The sequence below is a fragment of the Motilimonas thetidivivens genome, assembly GCF_046452435.1.
In the GTDB taxonomy this organism is placed as follows: Bacteria; Pseudomonadota; Gammaproteobacteria; order Enterobacterales; family CBDFNC01; genus Motilimonas.
This window is the reverse complement of the sequence record NZ_JBKFDK010000001.1, coordinates 1-17,172: the sequence shown is the minus strand read 5'-3', so window position 1 is coordinate 17,172 and position 17,172 is coordinate 1. Positions and strand designations below refer to the sequence as shown.

Below are 17,172 nucleotides of genomic sequence, written 5' to 3'. Positions count from 1 at the left end.
TAAGATTAGGCCAGCTTCAAAGCTTTATTTTGATTCTGATGACTCACCTTGGCATTGCTGGTATAAAGACAAAGATTTTTAAACCTAAGGCAGTATGTAAGTTTGAAGCACCATTTTATCTATCCCTTATTGCTTGTTGTATTTGGTCTAGTGCTGAGCGCCTGTGAGCCGCTTCGTGATTACAGCCAGCTACAGCAAATTCAGCAACGTGGCGTACTGCGTGTTGGCACCTTAAACACCCCTGTAAGCTATGCTTATGACGGTGATACCTTGTCTGGGATGGATTATGAGTTGGCCAGCGAGCTTGCTAGCTACCTTGGTGTACGCTTAGATATGTCGCCCGCCTATTCATTAACTGAGCTATTTAATGAGCTAGACCAAGGTAATATCGACTTTATTGCGGCGGGTTTAACCCTAACCCCAGAGCGCGCCGAAAAATATCGTAGTGCCCCACCTTTATACAATGTCTCTCGTACCTTGGTGTATCGCCAAGGCAACCCGAAACCGAAAGACTTTTCTGAGATAAACGATCCTATCTTGGTGTTAAAAGATTCTGGCCCTGAAGAGTTATTGCGAAACAAAAAAGTGCAATACCCTACCTTAGAATGGATTGCCATTGATGACGAAGACCCGGTTGAGATTTTGCGCATGGTGGCCAATGAGGAAGCCGTTTATGCCATGGTTGATGACAAGGTTTTAGCCAGAGCACAGCGTTATTACCCTATTTTAACTGAAGGCTTCACCCTAGAGAATCAGCTTCCTGTTGCTTGGATGCTCAACAAAAGCATCGATGATAGCCTTTATTCGGTGTTAATTGAGTTTATCGGCCAGCATCACCACAAAGGCCATATTAGCAAAATGGTTGAACGTTACTTTGGCCACATTGAAAAATTCGACTTTGTCGACACCCGTAGTTTTTTACAGCGCGCCGAAACCGTGCTGCCTAAATACCAATCGCTGTTTGAAAAATACCAAACCGACCAATTTGATTGGATCATGTTAGCGGCAATAAGTTATCAAGAAAGCCATTGGCAGCCAGATGCTCGAAGCCCCACTGGGGTACGCGGCATGATGATGTTAACCAATGATACGGCCAAATTTATTGGCGTAGACAACCGCTTAGATCCCGAGCAAAGCATTCGTGGCGGCGCTCAATATTTAACTTATTTACTGGGGCTAATTCCTGACAGTGTCCATCAAGAAGAGAAAATTTGGTTTGCCTTGGCCGCTTACAACCTAGGGTTTGGCCACTTAATGGATGCGAGGCGATTAACCCGAGCCATAGGTAAAGATCAAGACAGCTGGACCGATGTGAAAGACGTACTGCCGCTACTGCAACGTAAGCAATGGCACCAACGCACACGTTACGGTTATGCACGAGGCGGTGAAGCGCGTCATTACGTCAACAACATTCGCCAATATCAAGAAAGTCTAACTTGGTTGGTTCGTGAGCAAGCCAAACAGGAAATGCTCACCCTAGAAGAGAGCAATGCAGAATCAGCAGCAGTGGCTACCGACACAATCGAGGATACCTCGGCGCCAACTGACGTATCAATTGAGCCCATTTCACCCGCTGCCACAACGCAGCCGAGCAGTGAGCCAGTTGAAGTGAGTCCGAAAACGAGCGAAACACCACCATCTTCAGCTGTTAGCGTTGAACAAAGCAGTGACTCAAACCAAGAGAGCCAGCTTGATAAAGCTGAAACAGCATTGCCGACACCTTAGCACCTCGATTATCAGCACCTTAATCTTGCGGCTTTTGCTCTGCTTCAGCCGCTTGTTTTAAGGCTTGCTTGATGGCTTTTTTCTCGGCTCTGCGATGGCGAAAAAACGCACTGATTTTTTCGCTACACTCATCGGCTAATACATCAGGCGTCATCGCTAAACTGTGATTTAATTGGGGATTGGCGACCAAATTAAACACGCTACTAGCGGCCCCCGTTTTTGCGTCCGGCGCACCATAAACCAAACGCCCCACTCGAGCATGTACCATAGCGCCTGCGCACATCGGGCAAGGCTCTAACGTAACGTACAAAGTCGTATCCAATAAACGGTAGTTGTTTAGTTTTTGGCCTGCTTGGCGCAGCGCAATAATTTCAGCATGGGCACATGGATCGTGCTGGCTGATGGATTGATTCCACCCTTCACCGACAATCTCATCCCCCCGCACCAGCACTGCACCCACAGGCACTTCGCCAATGGCTTGCGCTTTATCGGCTAATGCCAGCGCATAACGCATCCATTTTTCATCGTTTTCAGTCATAAACACTCCTCAAGCGGGGCGATTATGGCGCAAGCACTTTGGTCACACAAGAGCCCTTCCCCCCCTGAAGAAGCAAATGCAAAAATAACATAGAGTTGATAACGACTAGGCAGGAATTGCTAAACTCGAATAAGTGCAGTTAAAAAATTGGGTGTGTCATGGTGGTAAAAATCCAACAATCTTTGTTGCTGCAAGTGATGCTTGCCGTACTTGTCGTTGTCGCACTGCAAACCCTTATCACAGTCAGTGCAACTAAAGGCAGTATTGAAAACTTAGTCGAAAATCTAAACATCGAATTTAACAATGGAGATACAGCAACACGAGACACCCTAGCTAAAGCACAGCAACTGATTAGCGATGCCATGGCGCAAAGTACTCAACTAAGCCAGCAAACCGTCGCCAAAAGCCTCTCCCACGGCTTTGATCAAGCGCAACAAGAAACCGAGCAGCGCATTACCAGCAATGAAATCCAAAGTGCAAAAGCGCAAGCTCAACTACTCGTGGCAGTCGCGCCTCCGTTAATTTGGGACAAAGACGTACCCCGGTTAACCGAACTCATTATCGCCGCCCATCAAAATCCTAAGGTATTGTTTGCGGTTTTTTATGATGCGGATGGCAAGTACTTAACTCGGCATATTGATCGCAGCTCCGCTAAGGTGCAAAGCTTGATAAAACAAGGTAAAGGCAAGCGAAAAATGGATAAGCTGATCGATGCCGCCACCCTAGACAAGCAAGTTTACATCGTCACCATGGACATAAACCCTAAGGGCTCAGTGATAGGTAAGCTCGTGATGGCGGTAGACACCTCTGAACTGGTTAGCATCAAACAAGCATTAACCAACCAATTTGACCAACTTACCCAAAACAGCAGTCAACAAGTCAGCCAAGCCATTGACCAACAAGCAGCACAAAGTAAGCAAGCGCTAACACAATCGTTAGATTTAATCGCCCAAGGCAACAAAACAACGGCTAACAACATTCAGCAAGCCGTGTTCACCAACAGCCAAGACTTAGTTAACGACTTATGGTTAATCCTGCTCATTTCCTCGCTCGTCCTGTTGATTGCGCTCGGCGTTATTCTTGGCAATCGAATACTTAAAAAAATCAACCAACTGACTCAATCCTTAGTGAACTTAGCCAGTGCAGGGGGCGATCTCACCCAACGCATTCCGGTGCAATCAAAAGATGAGATAGGCAAAATGGCCGATAGCATTAATGCCTTCTTGCTCAAAACGCGCAACTTAATCACAGAAGCCAATCACGCGGCCGACCAAACATCAGCCCAAAGCCAGGCCATGGAAGCAAAATCAGAGCAAGCATTAACCGCCCTTACCCACCAGCGTCAAGAAGTCGACAACGTCACCCATGCCATGACCCAAGTCGTCGACACCATCGCGCAGGAAAACAGCCAAGTAGAAGCCGTGATGCACAGCATCGACCAAGTAAAACTAGACAGCGAACAAAACAGCGCAACCTCACAACAAGTTAAAGCTTTGATTGAGCAATTGGTCGAACGAGTTAATGCCTCCAACCAAAATGTCGGCCAATTTGAACAATTAAGTAACCAGATAGGGAATGTGATCGATGTGATCCAAGGCATTGCCGAACAAACCAACTTATTAGCACTTAACGCCGCTATTGAAGCGGCCCGAGCAGGTGAAAGTGGTCGCGGCTTTGCCGTCGTCGCCGATGAAGTAAGAACCCTAGCCAGCCGCACCCAAAGCTCAACCCTTGAAATACAGCAAAGTATCAATGCCTTACAACACCAAGTTCAGACTCTGGTTGAGGAAATGAAATCCACCGCGCAATGTGCTCATGAAGGCATAACGCAACTTAATCAAGCCGATGAATTACAAGCCGGTATTTTCACCTCCATCGCCAGCTTATATGCGATGATCGAGCATATCGTCACCCTTTCACAGCAACAAACGCGCGTCACCCAAGATGTACAGCAAAGCACCCAACGCATGCAAAGCGCTTGTCTCGACTCCGTTGACACCGTCAGCCAAGCGCAACAAATGAGTGTTCAGTTAGCCACTCTATCCAGCGCGCTAAAACAAACCATGTCGCAGTTCAAGGTGGAGTAAATATGAATTTGGCTAGACGCAGCAGTCATACTGCGATTGAGGTGCAATAATTTTCACGGATAAACGTGTCTGCCTGTTCAATTTATGGATCCGTTCACTAAAAGTGACAGAGGAGGTTTGCCCGACGCAGTCGCTTGTTACAAGTTAGTGCATGTAAAAAACTCAATTACAGGTCTATCTTTAGTAACAATATGATCCGTAATGTGATAAACATCTTTAATCCAAGGGTGCTGAAGAGCCTCTTCGCGGTTAACTATTTTGCCAAGGAACTCTACATGACTCCAAGGCGATTCATCTTTATCAATGACAGTTACAGCCCAATTGTCATCATTATCCCAGATGTTGACAGCAAACGCTGTACGCATCTCAGGTAAACCATTCTCGCCCCACTCACCCAAACCAATTAAGGAGTAAGCAACTTTATCCTCATGGCCATCAGTGAATAGAACATAATAAACAGCGAAAGCATCACCATCTTGGTATACGAAGCGGGTTAAGCGTGTAGTGGCATTCCCACAACACTCGCATGCGTCTAGTTTTGGTTCTTCAAATTCAATTTCGATCATGGCTCAATAGTTAAGACTTGTAACACCGCACTCAGCAACAGATCCATGCTAGGCATTTCCCAATACTCCTACTCGGTTGCTAAGCCAACCAGATTTTTCCTCACTTGCGATATATGCATAAATCATAGCTTGATCATCTTTTGGTATGGAAGCAAATAACTTATTGAATAAGTTAATTGTTGATTGATATTCAGTATCTTGACCATTGGCAATTGCAACCAAGAAGTCACCAGCCCAATCGGGAAGATCTTGTATGAGTCGAGGTAGCTCATGTAATAGAGATGCACAAAAGGCTTCTTCTCCAAACTTCCACGCTACTTTACCTGCTGTTTGGTATGCTCCATAATCATCAACAGCCTGTATGGACTGAAAAATTGCCAGTGCATATTCACTACCTTCATTGCCAGATAGTGAATCAAGCATTTCAATATATCGATTGAAGCGCAACTCTGATTCACCGCAACTTACGGAATCATCTGAATCTTGGACAATATTTCCAACAAATAGTAATTCCTCTTTCCATTTTGCGAAATTATTCATGCTCTCTCTAACGTGCGTCTTCCCTGGCTCATCTGTGAGTAAAACTGACAATTTTTGGTCGTTTTTGGCCAAAAATAGACTGCTCGATTCCGTTGCAACCATTGGTTACATTTTGGTTAGCCTTGAGCATAAAACCTCGACTACCCCAGCGGCATTAAAATTAAATTTGTAATGATGCCAACTTTCATCATTCCATGCCTCACCTTGCGTAAAATGCTCTTTTACCCACTCAGAATCATAAACAATATGGCAAGAATCAAATCTTTCACTATCAGATAGTTGATACTTTGCGTTTTGAAACTTGAAGCCTAATGTATTCTCGCATTTGATAGAAATGTGTTGTTCTCTCCAATCAATGAATTCCAGAACTAGATCTGAGCCATCAAATCCAAATTTGATGTCTTCACCGTCCGCAACTGAAAAGCCTAAGTCCACTATTTCTACGACTTCACTCATAACACTCCAAGAAACTTAACACTCGCATTTGTGGTGATTTTGTAGCGCGGAATTAAATGCTCGATGACAGGTAGTCCGCATATTCATCTTGTACCATACCTTGATTAACAAAATTAAAATTATCTACTTTTAATGCTAATGCAGCTGACTTTAGATTTTCAGCTGTCACTAACTTTGTTGGCTCATCGTATTCTCCAGATAGAGGATCAAATGTATAAACATCTAGATAATCTATGGTGCCTTGATCGAAAGCTTCCCATAACGAGCCAGTAATGCCAGAAGCACTTTTAGAAAAGGATACCCAGCGAATACATTTCGCAGAATCATGGGCAAAAGAGCCAAGAAATACCTCTACGGTTTTCCCCCTATTTAGCGAGGACTCAGCTTCTTGAAGTGTTAAATATCTACGACTCATACTCTACCTTGAGCATAAAACAGCTTATTAGAGCCCATAATTGGGGATAAACATACCCTCGATATTCACATCATTTTTATCTTAGGTAAACAGTTGATTACCGTACAAGCTCACGATCCGATACAAAAACCTGACACAACGACGACTAATAATGTGATGCGACAAGGGCTCTTAATTTTGTGTGATTATAGGGTAAACAACACTCAAGGGTGCTCGTTCCTGCACTTGGGTTGATTCGTATTTGTTGTGGGACCTGAGCTCAGGGAATCGGCGGAGCTATTCGCCGAGCAAGCTCGGCTCTTACTGCAAGATCAATTACCACAAAAAAAGTCCGCAGTTACGCGGACTTAAGTTTAGTTTATTGCTTGTTTGTGCCAGTACTTGCTAGACGATTCTCAACGGAAGGATTATTCCCACTCTATTATCAACCAGCACCTTAACCCCTTTAAATTCAGCGAGTTAAATAAAGCCTGATATCCAAAACCATGATTTGTACCATGCTTAGAAAATTTGGTGATTATTTTAACTTAATCACACATTTTCAGTTATGCGGCGCTTAATCTCCATAGGCGCGGTTAACATCGAACACTTCAAATAACTTGATTCTGTACAAACATGCAATGGGAATATACAATATTAAGTACACAATTAAGTACTCAGGTGTATCATGAAAACAAGTACAATCTATGCAGAAAAAGCCGTGTCATCAAGCGAAGCTAGAAAGCATTTTAAAGATTGCTTATCAGGGGAGCCTGTCGTGGTTTTATCGAACAATGAGCCAGCTGGTTATATGATGAGCGCGGCTTTTTTTGAAGGCCTGATGAAAGCTTTAGAAAGCAAGAATACTAACTCTGTTTCATCATTTAGGCCAATGAGCGCTCGCTTAGAAGCCATTGCTCATCTGAATGCTCAAGCATTAACAGAGCTTGATGAGAGTGTTTTGGGTGAGTTTCAAGAGTGAGTAAGTCATTAAATATTCGTGTTTTTAAACATAAGATCTTAATTGATTCACTTACTGAAAATGAGCTTCAATCTTTAACTAAAGACTTTAGACACTATAAAGAGACAGGTCAAAAACCAGATTTTTTTGGTCGAGATGAAGCTTATGATCACCCCAATACATTACCGATCTTGAAGTCGGAAGAAGTTAAACACATCCACTTAGCTGCTAGTGATGCGCCATTCTTAAGTTCTATCCAATTTTACCAAACGAGTGATAAGCACTTAGTGTATTGTCAAGGATGGAATGATGTTAACTGTTTTCTGTTAATCGCCATCCTTGCGCCTGACGCTCATGAGCAAGCCCGTAATCGAACAATCATGCATAACTTGGGTTTAATAGCCGAAAAATTTAGGCAACAATTCTAAATTAGTTTTCATGTTTACCAGCCTGCTAACGCTTGGCGCATGAACGGTCACACACAGCGAATAGAGATCATCCACCCCTGAAGATTGCAGCTTAAATTCTACTAAAAGATGCAGTTATAAGTGGGAGGATTACCCGTAGCGGAAGCCGCGCCTCTTTTTGCTGCCCGAGTACATGTAATTGTTAACCTAATTTTTATTGTAGCCATGTACTCTGCTCAATAGCACGTTTTTCCAATGGGACTCCCTCGATATAACTGTTTCATCTGCTACTGACATGGACATGGTTTCAACTAATGAAAGCCTGAAGTTTTCACGAGCGTATTCAATAGATTTTTCATTGATTAATTTCGTTAATTCATCATTCCATCCGTGCCCCGTGCCAATATAGCAAGACCACCTTGACCAAACGCCCATATCACCATAGGCGGAGCCAACATACTGCTTCCCATTATGTTTGTCTGTTATTACATAAACACCTTTTACGCTCGATAAAGCAGCTTTCCAATCAGACCTTTCAGAATGGAATATTGGTTCTAGCACACTAAAGTCATGGCAAATCTGTTCGAAACCGGGGAAACTTTCACCGCTGTATGGGGAAGGAAGAATCTCGACAACCTTGAATTCATTAATGTAATTCTCTAGATAATATGCTCTTCCTCTCATTCCTTGATATCTGTGAAACGAAAGAATTACACGACCAACAAATTTCTTATATTCCTCGATTTCTTCCAGAACATATTTATCTTCATGCCGTTCCAGAACCCTAAATACACCACCAAACAGCCATGAGTCCGGTCTTGGGTAAAACTCCATTAACGAAAAAATAAATTCTCGCGTCCAGTCGTTTCTATTTCCTCTCCACTCATTCCAGCCAAGCCAGTTAGTCTGATCTGACACATATTCATCAAGTGGACTAACCCAATCTTCGTTGCGGCATGCTAAATGAAGCTTATATTGGCCTGGCTTATCTAGTTTGATGATATCCGATAGCTGTATCAACGGAGACTCCTTTTAAGGCTAGCGCCTAAATAACGGGTTAAGAAAACTTGGCTAGAATTGACGACCAAAGGGAGGAAAGCCAAGTTTTTTGTTTCCCATTGATTTGTTTGTTATATTCACTTTTCCATTGCAGATTTTTGATTAACTTCAATTTTTTTGTTTAGTTTTTTACCTGCCTCGATCATCTCAGGAGTTAGCTCTTCCTGCATTAATTGAAAGTAACGAGCTTCAATAATTGCTAATGACATTGCTCTTGAAATAACAAAATCATCAGAGTTATTCAATATCTTAGCTTTAGTTTCTGCAAGGTTTTTATCTGTAATGTCTCGTTGAATTAACCATAAGAAAAGATCTGCTACCTGTAAGCCATATGACTTTTTTGAAGACTCTAATTTGAATTCACCTAAGTCGTATTCGACCTGTTTAAATTGAGGGATGCCACCAAATTTATCTTCTTCAAAATCAACACCGAAAAACATACGGTGATACTCTCGCATTGTACCTTTGAATTCGTCACTTTGATCATGAACAAGCTCTGAAACTGAAACTCCATATTCTTTACAAAATCTATGTGTTGCGGTTAATAAGCTAGAAAAGGCAATTATATTTGGAGTTTGTTTTTTATAAGCACTTTTACCTTTGGCTGATACAAGTGTGAAAATATCAGGGTTTTCTATCGCGTAACTTAGCCCTGCTGTGACAACTTCACATGCTCTTTTATCGTAAATATATGGTGCCTTTTCCAGCAAGACTTTGCAAATCTTGATAAGACCATCTAGATCGTCTATTAAGTAATAATTCCAAAACTCAACATCTAGACCTTCTTCCATCATGTCGTCTATTAATACACATAATGTATGTCTGAATAGTTCGGTCGTATACCAAAATGGATGTACTGCGGGGTTGTCCCAACAATCAAATACTGTATCTACAAATTTTGTAGGTGCAATATATCTTTTTTGAAGAATCGTGTAATGAAACTTCCACTGTGTGCCATCTAGGGCTTCTAGTAGCTCTAAGCAAAGGCTATTTACTCTCTCTTCTCCAAGTTCATATCCATGCAATCTATCTAGTCCATTCTCAGTGCAATACTTTTGAATTATTGGTGCTACTTTAGTTTCTATTTCACCTATGGAGATTACCGCACCTTGATAATAAATAGGTGACTTCTCATTAAAGATCTCTTTGCCTGAGTGCCCTGACTCATCAGCATATATGAAAGCACCTTCTTTCCCTATACTCATAACTACCCTTATGGGACGAAGCTAGGTTGTGAATATAACAGCTTCTTACATCCCCGAATGGTTGAATAAAACAATCCAAAACGTCATATAAAACATCCCCCTCGATAATCACATCATTTTTATCTAAGGTAAACAGTTATTTAGCGCTAGAATGACTTGGATAAAGTAGCTTGCGCTCAAACATCATCACTCTTTGCTACAACCAAACCAAAGCATGTTTAAAAGCCAAAAGCGTTTTAACGCCATAAAGAAAATCTATCTCCCCCCTCCCCTATTCGGCTGTACTTAGCCCCTTCATGTGCCATTTAGCATTGGTTGTAGTGGCATAGTGGTTGGGGATCGCGGTAGCGATATTTAGCCTCGCAGAGCAGGATTTCGTTGAGCACCTTGGTGCGAATAAGCAAAAATGTGAAGAGGTACAACAAATTTATTTGTGGGCCTACTTCACCTATCCTGCCCAGAAATCGGCGTAGAATAAACCGTAATTCCTCGGAACAAAAAGCGTAATTTTCGCGTAATTAAAGCGTAAGTAGATATCTCACCATGTTGATTTTAAAGAAATAAACAAAAATACTGCAAAAGTAACCTAAGTTATGACACGGCAATGACATAACTACGTTAAAGCATTGCTGAAATCAGCAAAAGTCTCGTATCGATAAACAAAAGTAAGGTGAAAAGTATGTCGAAGTTTACTGAGCGGTTAAATGAATGGCTTGAACAAAAACGTAAAGATACCGGTCATCAAAAAGGTGATCACAAAAGGATTTTCTTAACCCTCAAGGACGATATTGCCAATGCACTCGACAATGGCTTTTCCTGCAAAGACATACATAGCCATTTAACGGCAACGGATCTCATCCAATGCACCTATCAAACCTTCTGCAAATATGTGAACGTTCATATAAAACACCAAGATAAAGCCACTAAAGCAACACGCCAGAACAAGTCAGATGCTTCAAGTGATAACAAGGCTTTAGCCACCGCAAAACCAAAAAACTTTAGCTTCAATCCAAACCCAAACAGCGATGATCTGTTTTGAACTCTCGGGCCAATGATGATGCGAATAGAGCCAATGTAACGCGTATCCTAAATCATGGCGTTAAACCATTAGCCGCAGGCCAATACAAAACCAAAAGCTTTATACCTCAAAGTATAAAGCAGGCGGTAACGCCGCCTGAAGATCCTGATAGATCCTGAATATCCTGCTAAAAGGGCAAAATATCGGGCGGGTGTGCCACGCTACCGGGCGGGTGTGCCACGCCATCGGGCGGGTGTGCCACGCTATCGGGCGGGTGTGCCACGCTTTACTTTATTATCAGGGGTTATTTCGATACCAAGTATCTGCAATCCACTCGCATCTTTTTTTAGCCGTCTTCGTCTATCTCGCAAAGTTTGGCTACTTAATCCCTCACCACAGACGGCACCAATCAGCGTATCTAAATACCAGCCTCCCAATGGCGCATTCTTATGGCTTAACACATGGCGAGCCACCGCCTGACTGATGCCGTAATTCAGACGAGCAATTGCGGTGGGCGGGTAATGTAACGAAAAATCGTGCTCCAGCAGCATTACAAGAGCTTTTCCTAGCCTCACCCGCCACAGATTACGCTCACCCTGCTTTAAAGGGTCATAGCGCGTCATAGGCGATGGAATAACATGATCAATCAAGCCCCCGATGATCGGAAAATCAAACTGGGTGACTTCGATGCTAATGGTTGCAGCCCTTAGTTCGGTTAACAGCTTCTCAAGCTGTGCCATGCTGTATTGGTTATCAGAAAGCACTCGGCGCAACTTAGCTGGATCAACCAAAAGCTCAACCCCGCCATCGGATACATCACGCTTTTTTTCAGCAACGTAAAGCATTCCCTCAATCACATCGGCATGGCGCTGGCCAAGCCTGCCCGTTACTTTACAGCGACCAAAGCTGGTTTCCATCCAATGACCTTGGCGTTCACAGGGCCGCTGCGTAGGTTGATAAAGTCTTAAGCGCGCTTGTAATGCCGTACTGGTTGGTGCCACCTTATTACCAGTCATCGTCGCCCCAAGCCGCCGCTTTTAGCTTAACGGGTGGTTTTTGTATCTTTCGCTCTAGTACGGCAGGTTTTAACACCCCGCCCTCATGACGCCTCAGCCAACGCTCAGGGAACGGAGCGCCATAGTTAGCCTTGCTTATACCAAAGCGCACGAAAAAGCCTCTACGAGCCTCACAGACGCCCCATTGCTCAGATTCAGCTAAGGTCATACTCGATAAGTAAGCTTGCCAACGAATGTTATCAACCAACACACTGCTACCCCGACTCGCTTGCTGCTGATCGCCAGCTCCCATCGACACGGCCCCTTTATTCGAGTGATGCAAAAAAACAATCGAGCAGCCCGTCTCAGCTGCTATGGTTTCCATCCGGCCAATCACTTGCGCCATCGGGCCGCTGGCATTTTCGTCTTCAATGTGAAAACGCCGTAATGTATCTAAGAACATCAAGCGCTTACCCTCAGCAACTTGCTTAATGCCATCAAACCAAGCCATCGACATAATATCTGGGCACCGACCAATCAAAGGCTCAATCAATAACCCTGCGGCAATCCTACGATGTTGATCGCCAGTCAGCATGGCACCAAGCGCATGCAAGCGATGATAAATGGCAACGGGCGGGTCTTCAGCGGGCAGAAAAACCGTAGGCCCCTTGGTTAGCTCCCCCAAACCAAGCAGATCTGGCCCTCCGGCAATTTGCGCAGCCAGTTGCAATGCAAACATAGACTTACCCGCGCCACCTGGCGACACAATTGCCCCAACTGTACCCGCCACCATATTTGGCAATACATAATCAATCTCAGGCGGCCGTTGCTGAAACGCCTGCAACAAATCAAGGGCCATAATTACCACTTCCCAGAAATCATATTGCCTGGGCGGATCGCTTGGATTGAGGCTGATTTTCGCTTTTCAATCCACTGCTCTACTTCAGCTAAATCCCAAGCCACATTACGGCAGGTCAACACAATACGACGAGGAAACTCACCGCGCAGCTCCAGGTTGTAGATGGTTCGATCAGACAAAGGGATCATAGCAAGCAACGTCCTTCTGTTAATCAATGTTTTGCTTGAAATTATTGGTTTCATCACACATCCTCATCAGTTGCATTTGCTAGATAATCTCAGTTATTGCCAGTCAATACGGCATATCCTTTGGACGATTTTTATGAATGTGAAAAGAGTTGAAGCAAAAATTGAAACCGAAGAAAAAATACGCGAACGCTTAGGGCCGTTTTACATATCGATATGGAAAGGCTGCGACCCATCTGTAGCAGCTGCGATAGCCGCATTTAGGGAGTCATGGCACAAATATTCAGAAGCATCGAACACAAAAAACTTGGTGCGGTTAGTAAAAGAAATCATCGATCCTGCTATAGCAACGTTTATGGCTAAACTTCCAGCGCATTACATGGCCCAAACGCCGGTATCACTGCCTAACATAAACCTCAGCGATATTGTAAAAGCAGTTGGGTTTCGCAAAACCGTGGACTTGATTACAGCTCACTTGGGCAGATTCATAAACCAGTGCGAATATACCAAACAAGACAAGCAATTTATTGCAACACACGAAGCCCTTAAACACTTCTGCACCCGTTGCGATGGAAAAAGACCGCAGAGATCAAAGCTAACCTCAGGCGTTGCCATCAACACAGAAAGACCAGAAGGGTTATGTGCATTTTGTGGTAATCAAACTGAATTTACCACCTTCATAACAGCATGGGCGCAACAACACTACCTAGAAGATGAAATAAAGAATGATCATCCAGACATACCGCAAAATACAAAAAAACGTCCCGATCTTAGCCACACCTACTGCCCTAACCACAGGCCAATGAACCATGACGGCAAATGGAATTCGCAGTACAAAAAAGCCAAACGCACCGCTGAGCAATTTGAGATAGAAGTATCGAGGCTACGTTGGCAAATAGCCCAACCAAACCAATACCATGCAAATTCAGGCGATGCTCTAATCGATGAGTATTTTTATCACTACCTAAAAGATAAAGCACTTAAGCCAGAACAAGTTGATGCGTTGTGGGATTTAGTTAATGCCAACTTTCCAAATCCGCATATTTGGGATGATGAAAAACTCGACTTGTTCGATAAGCTCTCAAATGAGATGACAGATACCGCAAATGCACTAAGGCCAGATAACATCAGCGAACTACGCAACCTAGCCCGATACATGGTTGACCAACGCCTAACAGACGACAAGAAAAGAATGCTAGTGCTGCGTAAACGAGGGCTAACTCAGCGAAAGATAGCAGAAGAACTAACGGCAATTTACGGTAAGAACTTCACTCACCAAGGCGTTTCGCGATCCTTGGCTGCGGTAAGTAAAGCGTTTCGGTTGGACGACTAGGGAGAGCTAAAAATTTTAGCCGCTAAAATTTTTGAGGCGCTCATGACAGCTTTGTTAGTGAACTAGCCAACCTAGCCCGCAATATGCTTGGCCAACGCCTAAAAGTCGACAAAAAATGAATGCTAGTGCTGCGGAAACGACGTCTAACACAACGAGAAATAGCCGAGAAGCTAACGGTGATTTTTGGCAAGAACTACACTCACCAAGGCGTTTCGCGATCCTTGGCGGCGGTAAGTAAAACGTTTAGGTTAGATGATTAGGGGTGGCTAAAAATTTTAGCCGCTAAAATTTTTGAGTCGCTCATGACAGTTTTGTTAGTGAACTAGCCAACCTAGCCCGCAATATGGTTGACCAACGCCTAACAGCCGACAAAAAAAATGCTAGTGCTGCGTAAACGAGCGGTGACACAGCAGAAAGCGCATATCTACTTTATAGAAAAAAGACTAAACAATGCCGCTACCCCCTCACTTTTAACATTATTTGTCGATTTAATGGACTTTTTTACATGCAGGTGCAATTATTGTTCCGTTTCATCAATAATAATGGAGTAGCGTAAATGATCATTCGGCTAGCAGTAGAGAACTATATGTCTATCTGCTCAAAACAAGTCTTAGACATGGAGCCAGGTTCATACACTGAAAAATCTGACACAAACACGTTTGAATGGGCTAATGAAAGCGACAGCCAAAAATTGCTGCATACTTCAGCTATCTATGGGGCGAATGCTAGTGGCAAAAGCAACCTTATCTCAGCATTAGCAACAATGAGAAATATTGTTGCTAAATCAGCTCAATGGCAAATCGATAAAAAGCTTCCTTATCGCCCATATAAGCTATCTCAAAAAAATAAAAACAGTCCAACAGAATTAGAAGTTGAATTTATTGCAAATAATATCAGGTTCGTTTACGGATTTTCTTATGACCAATCACGCATTTTAACAGAGTACCTTTTCGCATACCCCAAAAAAAAACCTCAGAAATGGTTTTTGCGAGCTTGGAACGGTAGTAATTACGAATGGGAATTTGGTCGCAATTTCACAGGTGAAAAGCAAACATGGGTAAACTCAACAAAAGATAACTCGTTATTTTTATCCACTTCAGTACAGCTAAATAGCTCACAACTGAAGGTGGTTTTTGATTGGTTTATCAGTAAAATTGCAATTGCAGGCATTGAGGGCTGGGATGTTAGTTATACATCGGAGCAATGTGAAAGAAAGAATGAAAAAGAAAAGATTATTCAACTACTAAGAAATGTTGATATTGTAGTTGATGATATTCAGGTAAAAACAGAAGAGTTTCATATTGACAAATTGCCTGACGAAATGCCCTCTGAATTAAAAGAACAGATTGCTGAAAAGCTTAGTGGTGAAGTTCTTTACGAAACTAAATTTGTTCGAAATGATGAGGATGGAAATCCAGTTACTTTTGAAATGGATGAAGAGTCAGATGGAACAAACCGCTTTTTTTCTTTCGCTGGACCTTGGCTAGACGCTTTAAAGTGTGGAAAAACGCTTTTTGTAGATGAATTAAATTCCAACTTGCATCCACTATTAGTTAAGCATATGGTTCAACTTTTTCATTGTCAGAAGTCTAACCCAAACAATGCTCAATTGATTTTTACCACGCATGAAACCTCTATTCTGAACCAATCTGTTTTCAGAAGAGATCAAATCTGGTTTGTACAAAAGACAAATAACAAGAGTGAGTTGTATTCACTTAGCGAGTTTAAAGTTAGAAAAGGTTATGAGAATTTAGAAGAGAGGTACCTCACTGGTTCTTACGGTGCTTTACCTTTCATTTTTTGGGAGGAATGTTAAGTGGGTAGTGATGATCTTTTCCATAAAATAAAAGCCAGAGCGAATAAATTAAAAAAAAGAGAACATAATAAAAAAGAACCTTACCCTAAGTTTCTTATTGTCTGCGAAGATACTGTTTCCGGCTATTACTACCTAACAAAAGCAGTTAAACACTTTAGGCTTTCTAGTGCTAACTTTTGCATCGTAGGATTGGGACAAGATCCAATGAGCATAGTTCTAGAAGCAGAAAAACGATATAACAATGAAAAGTCCTCTCATAAGCCCGATTTTGAGCAAGTATTTTGCGTTTTCGATAAAGATAATCATGCAAAATACTACAATGCAATAGATAAAATAAATGCCATAAATCGTTCACTAGGTGAGATTGTATTTAAAGCCATAACAAGTGTACCTTGTTTTGAAATTTGGTTGATTCTTCACTTTACATACACAACAAAACTCTATAGCGATAATCAAAGTAAATCCGCAGCAAATCAAGTTGTAGCAGATTTAATAAAAATCATGGACTCTTACAAGAAAAGTAGTTCAGATGCATTTGAACAAACCATAGAGCATTTGCCAGTGGCTTTAAATAACGCTAACAAGCTAGGTAGCTATTGTAAAAAAACCAGTTCAGAGTCTCCATCAACAAGAATGAATGAACTGATGGAATTTATTAGCAAATTAAACAACAATATTTAGCAATTAAATATAGGGCCTAAGGAATTATGTTCCCCACTGCCCTAGCATCATGCATTTCAAGCCAATAGGGCCTATTTATATGCGTTCCACTCATCAATCATATCAGCCCAGTCTTGCAGCATTGCGCTGCGTTGCTCGCGGTATTCGGCCTTGTTATACACTGCCCTGACGCCCTTTTGTTCATGGGCTAGGCATTTTTCAATCCAGTCAGTGTTGTAACCCGCCTCGTGCAATAAGGTACTGGCGGTGCGGCGCAGATCATGGGGGCCAAATTTAGCGAGGTCTTGACCATCTTTTTGCGCCGCTTTGTAGGTCAGCGTAAGCACTTTGTTGAGGGTTGGTTAGAT

19 protein-coding genes are annotated in these 17,172 nt (G+C 42.6%); 8 read left to right on the top strand and 11 right to left on the bottom strand.

Annotation, left to right across the window (positions count from 1 at the left end):
- Positions 1-102: 102 nt before the first annotated feature.
- Entirely contained in the window at positions 103-1,725 is a 1,623-nt protein-coding gene (mltF, locus tag ACK8OT_RS00095) for a membrane-bound lytic murein transglycosylase MltF (RefSeq protein ID WP_410194473.1), read from the top strand.
- A gap of 19 nt (positions 1,726-1,744) precedes the next feature.
- On the opposite strand, the gene tadA is transcribed toward mltF, so the two are convergent.
- Complete coding sequence (gene tadA / locus ACK8OT_RS00090) at positions 1,745-2,263, bottom strand: tRNA adenosine(34) deaminase TadA (RefSeq protein WP_410194472.1); 519 nt, start codon at positions 2,261-2,263, stop codon at positions 1,745-1,747.
- A 158-nt stretch (positions 2,264-2,421) separates the two neighbouring features.
- On the opposite strand from tadA, the gene ACK8OT_RS00085 reads away from it, so the two are divergent.
- Positions 2,422-4,350 (top strand): methyl-accepting chemotaxis protein, encoded by a 1,929-nt coding sequence (locus tag ACK8OT_RS00085; protein ID WP_410194471.1) that lies wholly within the window; start codon positions 2,422-2,424, stop codon positions 4,348-4,350.
- A 137-nt stretch (positions 4,351-4,487) separates the two neighbouring features.
- Here ACK8OT_RS00085 and ACK8OT_RS00080 read toward each other — a convergent pair whose 3' ends face one another.
- The 4 genes from ACK8OT_RS00080 to ACK8OT_RS00065 form a co-directional block, all read right to left on the bottom strand.
- Positions 4,488-4,916, bottom strand: a complete 429-nt coding sequence (locus ACK8OT_RS00080) for a hypothetical protein (protein WP_410194470.1) — start codon at positions 4,914-4,916, stop codon at positions 4,488-4,490.
- Between the two features lie 48 nt (positions 4,917-4,964).
- Complete coding sequence (locus tag ACK8OT_RS00075; RefSeq protein WP_410194469.1) at positions 4,965-5,456, bottom strand: hypothetical protein; 492 nt, start codon at positions 5,454-5,456, stop codon at positions 4,965-4,967.
- 105 nt (positions 5,457-5,561) lie between these two features.
- Positions 5,562-5,912 carry a hypothetical protein gene (locus tag ACK8OT_RS00070; protein WP_410194468.1) on the bottom strand — a complete coding sequence of 117 codons (351 nt, stop codon included), beginning with the start codon at positions 5,910-5,912 and terminating at the stop codon, positions 5,562-5,564.
- A gap of 52 nt (positions 5,913-5,964) precedes the next feature.
- Positions 5,965-6,327: a hypothetical protein gene (locus tag ACK8OT_RS00065; RefSeq protein WP_410194467.1), complete on the bottom strand. Its 363-nt coding sequence runs from the start codon at positions 6,325-6,327 to the stop codon at positions 5,965-5,967.
- Between the two features lie 667 nt (positions 6,328-6,994).
- On the opposite strand from ACK8OT_RS00065, the gene ACK8OT_RS00060 reads away from it, so the two are divergent.
- Together ACK8OT_RS00060 and ACK8OT_RS00055 are read left to right on the top strand one after the other, a co-directional pair.
- A complete protein-coding gene (locus tag ACK8OT_RS00060; RefSeq protein ID WP_410194466.1) occupies positions 6,995-7,288 on the top strand; it encodes a type II toxin-antitoxin system Phd/YefM family antitoxin in 294 nt (97 codons plus the stop codon).
- Positions 7,285-7,695 carry a type II toxin-antitoxin system YafO family toxin gene (locus ACK8OT_RS00055; protein WP_410194465.1) on the top strand — a complete coding sequence of 137 codons (411 nt, stop codon included), beginning with the start codon at positions 7,285-7,287 and terminating at the stop codon, positions 7,693-7,695. Before ACK8OT_RS00060 ends, ACK8OT_RS00055 begins: the two co-directional genes overlap by 4 nt.
- A gap of 186 nt (positions 7,696-7,881) precedes the next feature.
- Here the strand turns inward: ACK8OT_RS00055 and ACK8OT_RS00050 are convergent, their stop codons facing one another.
- Both ACK8OT_RS00050 and ACK8OT_RS00045 read right to left on the bottom strand, forming a co-directional pair.
- Positions 7,882-8,694, bottom strand: coding sequence for a GIY-YIG nuclease family protein (locus tag ACK8OT_RS00050; RefSeq protein WP_410194464.1), 813 nt, complete (start codon positions 8,692-8,694; stop codon positions 7,882-7,884).
- Positions 8,695-8,810: 116 nt separating this feature from the next.
- Complete coding sequence (locus ACK8OT_RS00045; protein WP_410194463.1) at positions 8,811-9,938, bottom strand: DUF3800 domain-containing protein; 1,128 nt, start codon at positions 9,936-9,938, stop codon at positions 8,811-8,813.
- Positions 9,939-10,617: 679 nt separating this feature from the next.
- Here ACK8OT_RS00045 and ACK8OT_RS00040 point away from each other — a divergent pair.
- Positions 10,618-10,977, top strand: a complete 360-nt coding sequence (locus tag ACK8OT_RS00040; protein ID WP_410194462.1) for a TraK family protein — start codon at positions 10,618-10,620, stop codon at positions 10,975-10,977.
- A 242-nt stretch (positions 10,978-11,219) separates the two neighbouring features.
- On the opposite strand, the gene ACK8OT_RS00035 is transcribed toward ACK8OT_RS00040, so the two are convergent.
- From ACK8OT_RS00035 to ACK8OT_RS00025, 3 genes are read right to left on the bottom strand one after another with little or no spacing between them, the layout of a single operon-like run.
- Complete coding sequence (locus tag ACK8OT_RS00035) at positions 11,220-11,972, bottom strand: ABC transporter ATPase (protein ID WP_410194461.1); 753 nt, start codon at positions 11,970-11,972, stop codon at positions 11,220-11,222.
- Positions 11,962-12,810, bottom strand: a complete 849-nt coding sequence (locus ACK8OT_RS00030; RefSeq protein ID WP_410194460.1) for a helicase RepA family protein — start codon at positions 12,808-12,810, stop codon at positions 11,962-11,964. The genes ACK8OT_RS00035 and ACK8OT_RS00030 overlap by 11 nt, the downstream gene beginning before the upstream one ends.
- A 2-nt stretch (positions 12,811-12,812) precedes the next feature.
- Positions 12,813-13,052, bottom strand: a complete 240-nt coding sequence (locus ACK8OT_RS00025) for a helix-turn-helix transcriptional regulator (protein WP_410194459.1) — start codon at positions 13,050-13,052, stop codon at positions 12,813-12,815.
- Here ACK8OT_RS00025 and ACK8OT_RS00020 point away from each other — a divergent pair.
- The 3 genes from ACK8OT_RS00020 to ACK8OT_RS00010 all read left to right on the top strand — a co-directional run bounded on the left by ACK8OT_RS00020 (position 13,030) and on the right by ACK8OT_RS00010 (position 16,825).
- Complete coding sequence (locus ACK8OT_RS00020) at positions 13,030-14,328, top strand: transcriptional regulator (RefSeq protein WP_410194458.1); 1,299 nt, start codon at positions 13,030-13,032, stop codon at positions 14,326-14,328. The genes ACK8OT_RS00025 and ACK8OT_RS00020 overlap by 23 nt on opposite strands.
- Positions 14,329-14,884: 556 nt before the next feature.
- A complete protein-coding gene (locus tag ACK8OT_RS00015; protein ID WP_410194457.1) occupies positions 14,885-16,144 on the top strand; it encodes an AAA family ATPase in 1,260 nt (419 codons plus the stop codon).
- A complete protein-coding gene (locus ACK8OT_RS00010; protein ID WP_410194456.1) occupies positions 16,145-16,825 on the top strand; it encodes an RloB family protein in 681 nt (226 codons plus the stop codon).
- A gap of 71 nt (positions 16,826-16,896) precedes the next feature.
- Here the strand turns inward: ACK8OT_RS00010 and ACK8OT_RS00005 are convergent, their stop codons facing one another.
- Complete coding sequence (locus ACK8OT_RS00005; protein ID WP_486348271.1) at positions 16,897-17,151, bottom strand: tyrosine-type recombinase/integrase; 255 nt, start codon at positions 17,149-17,151, stop codon at positions 16,897-16,899.
- Between the last annotated feature and the right edge of the window lie 21 nt (positions 17,152-17,172).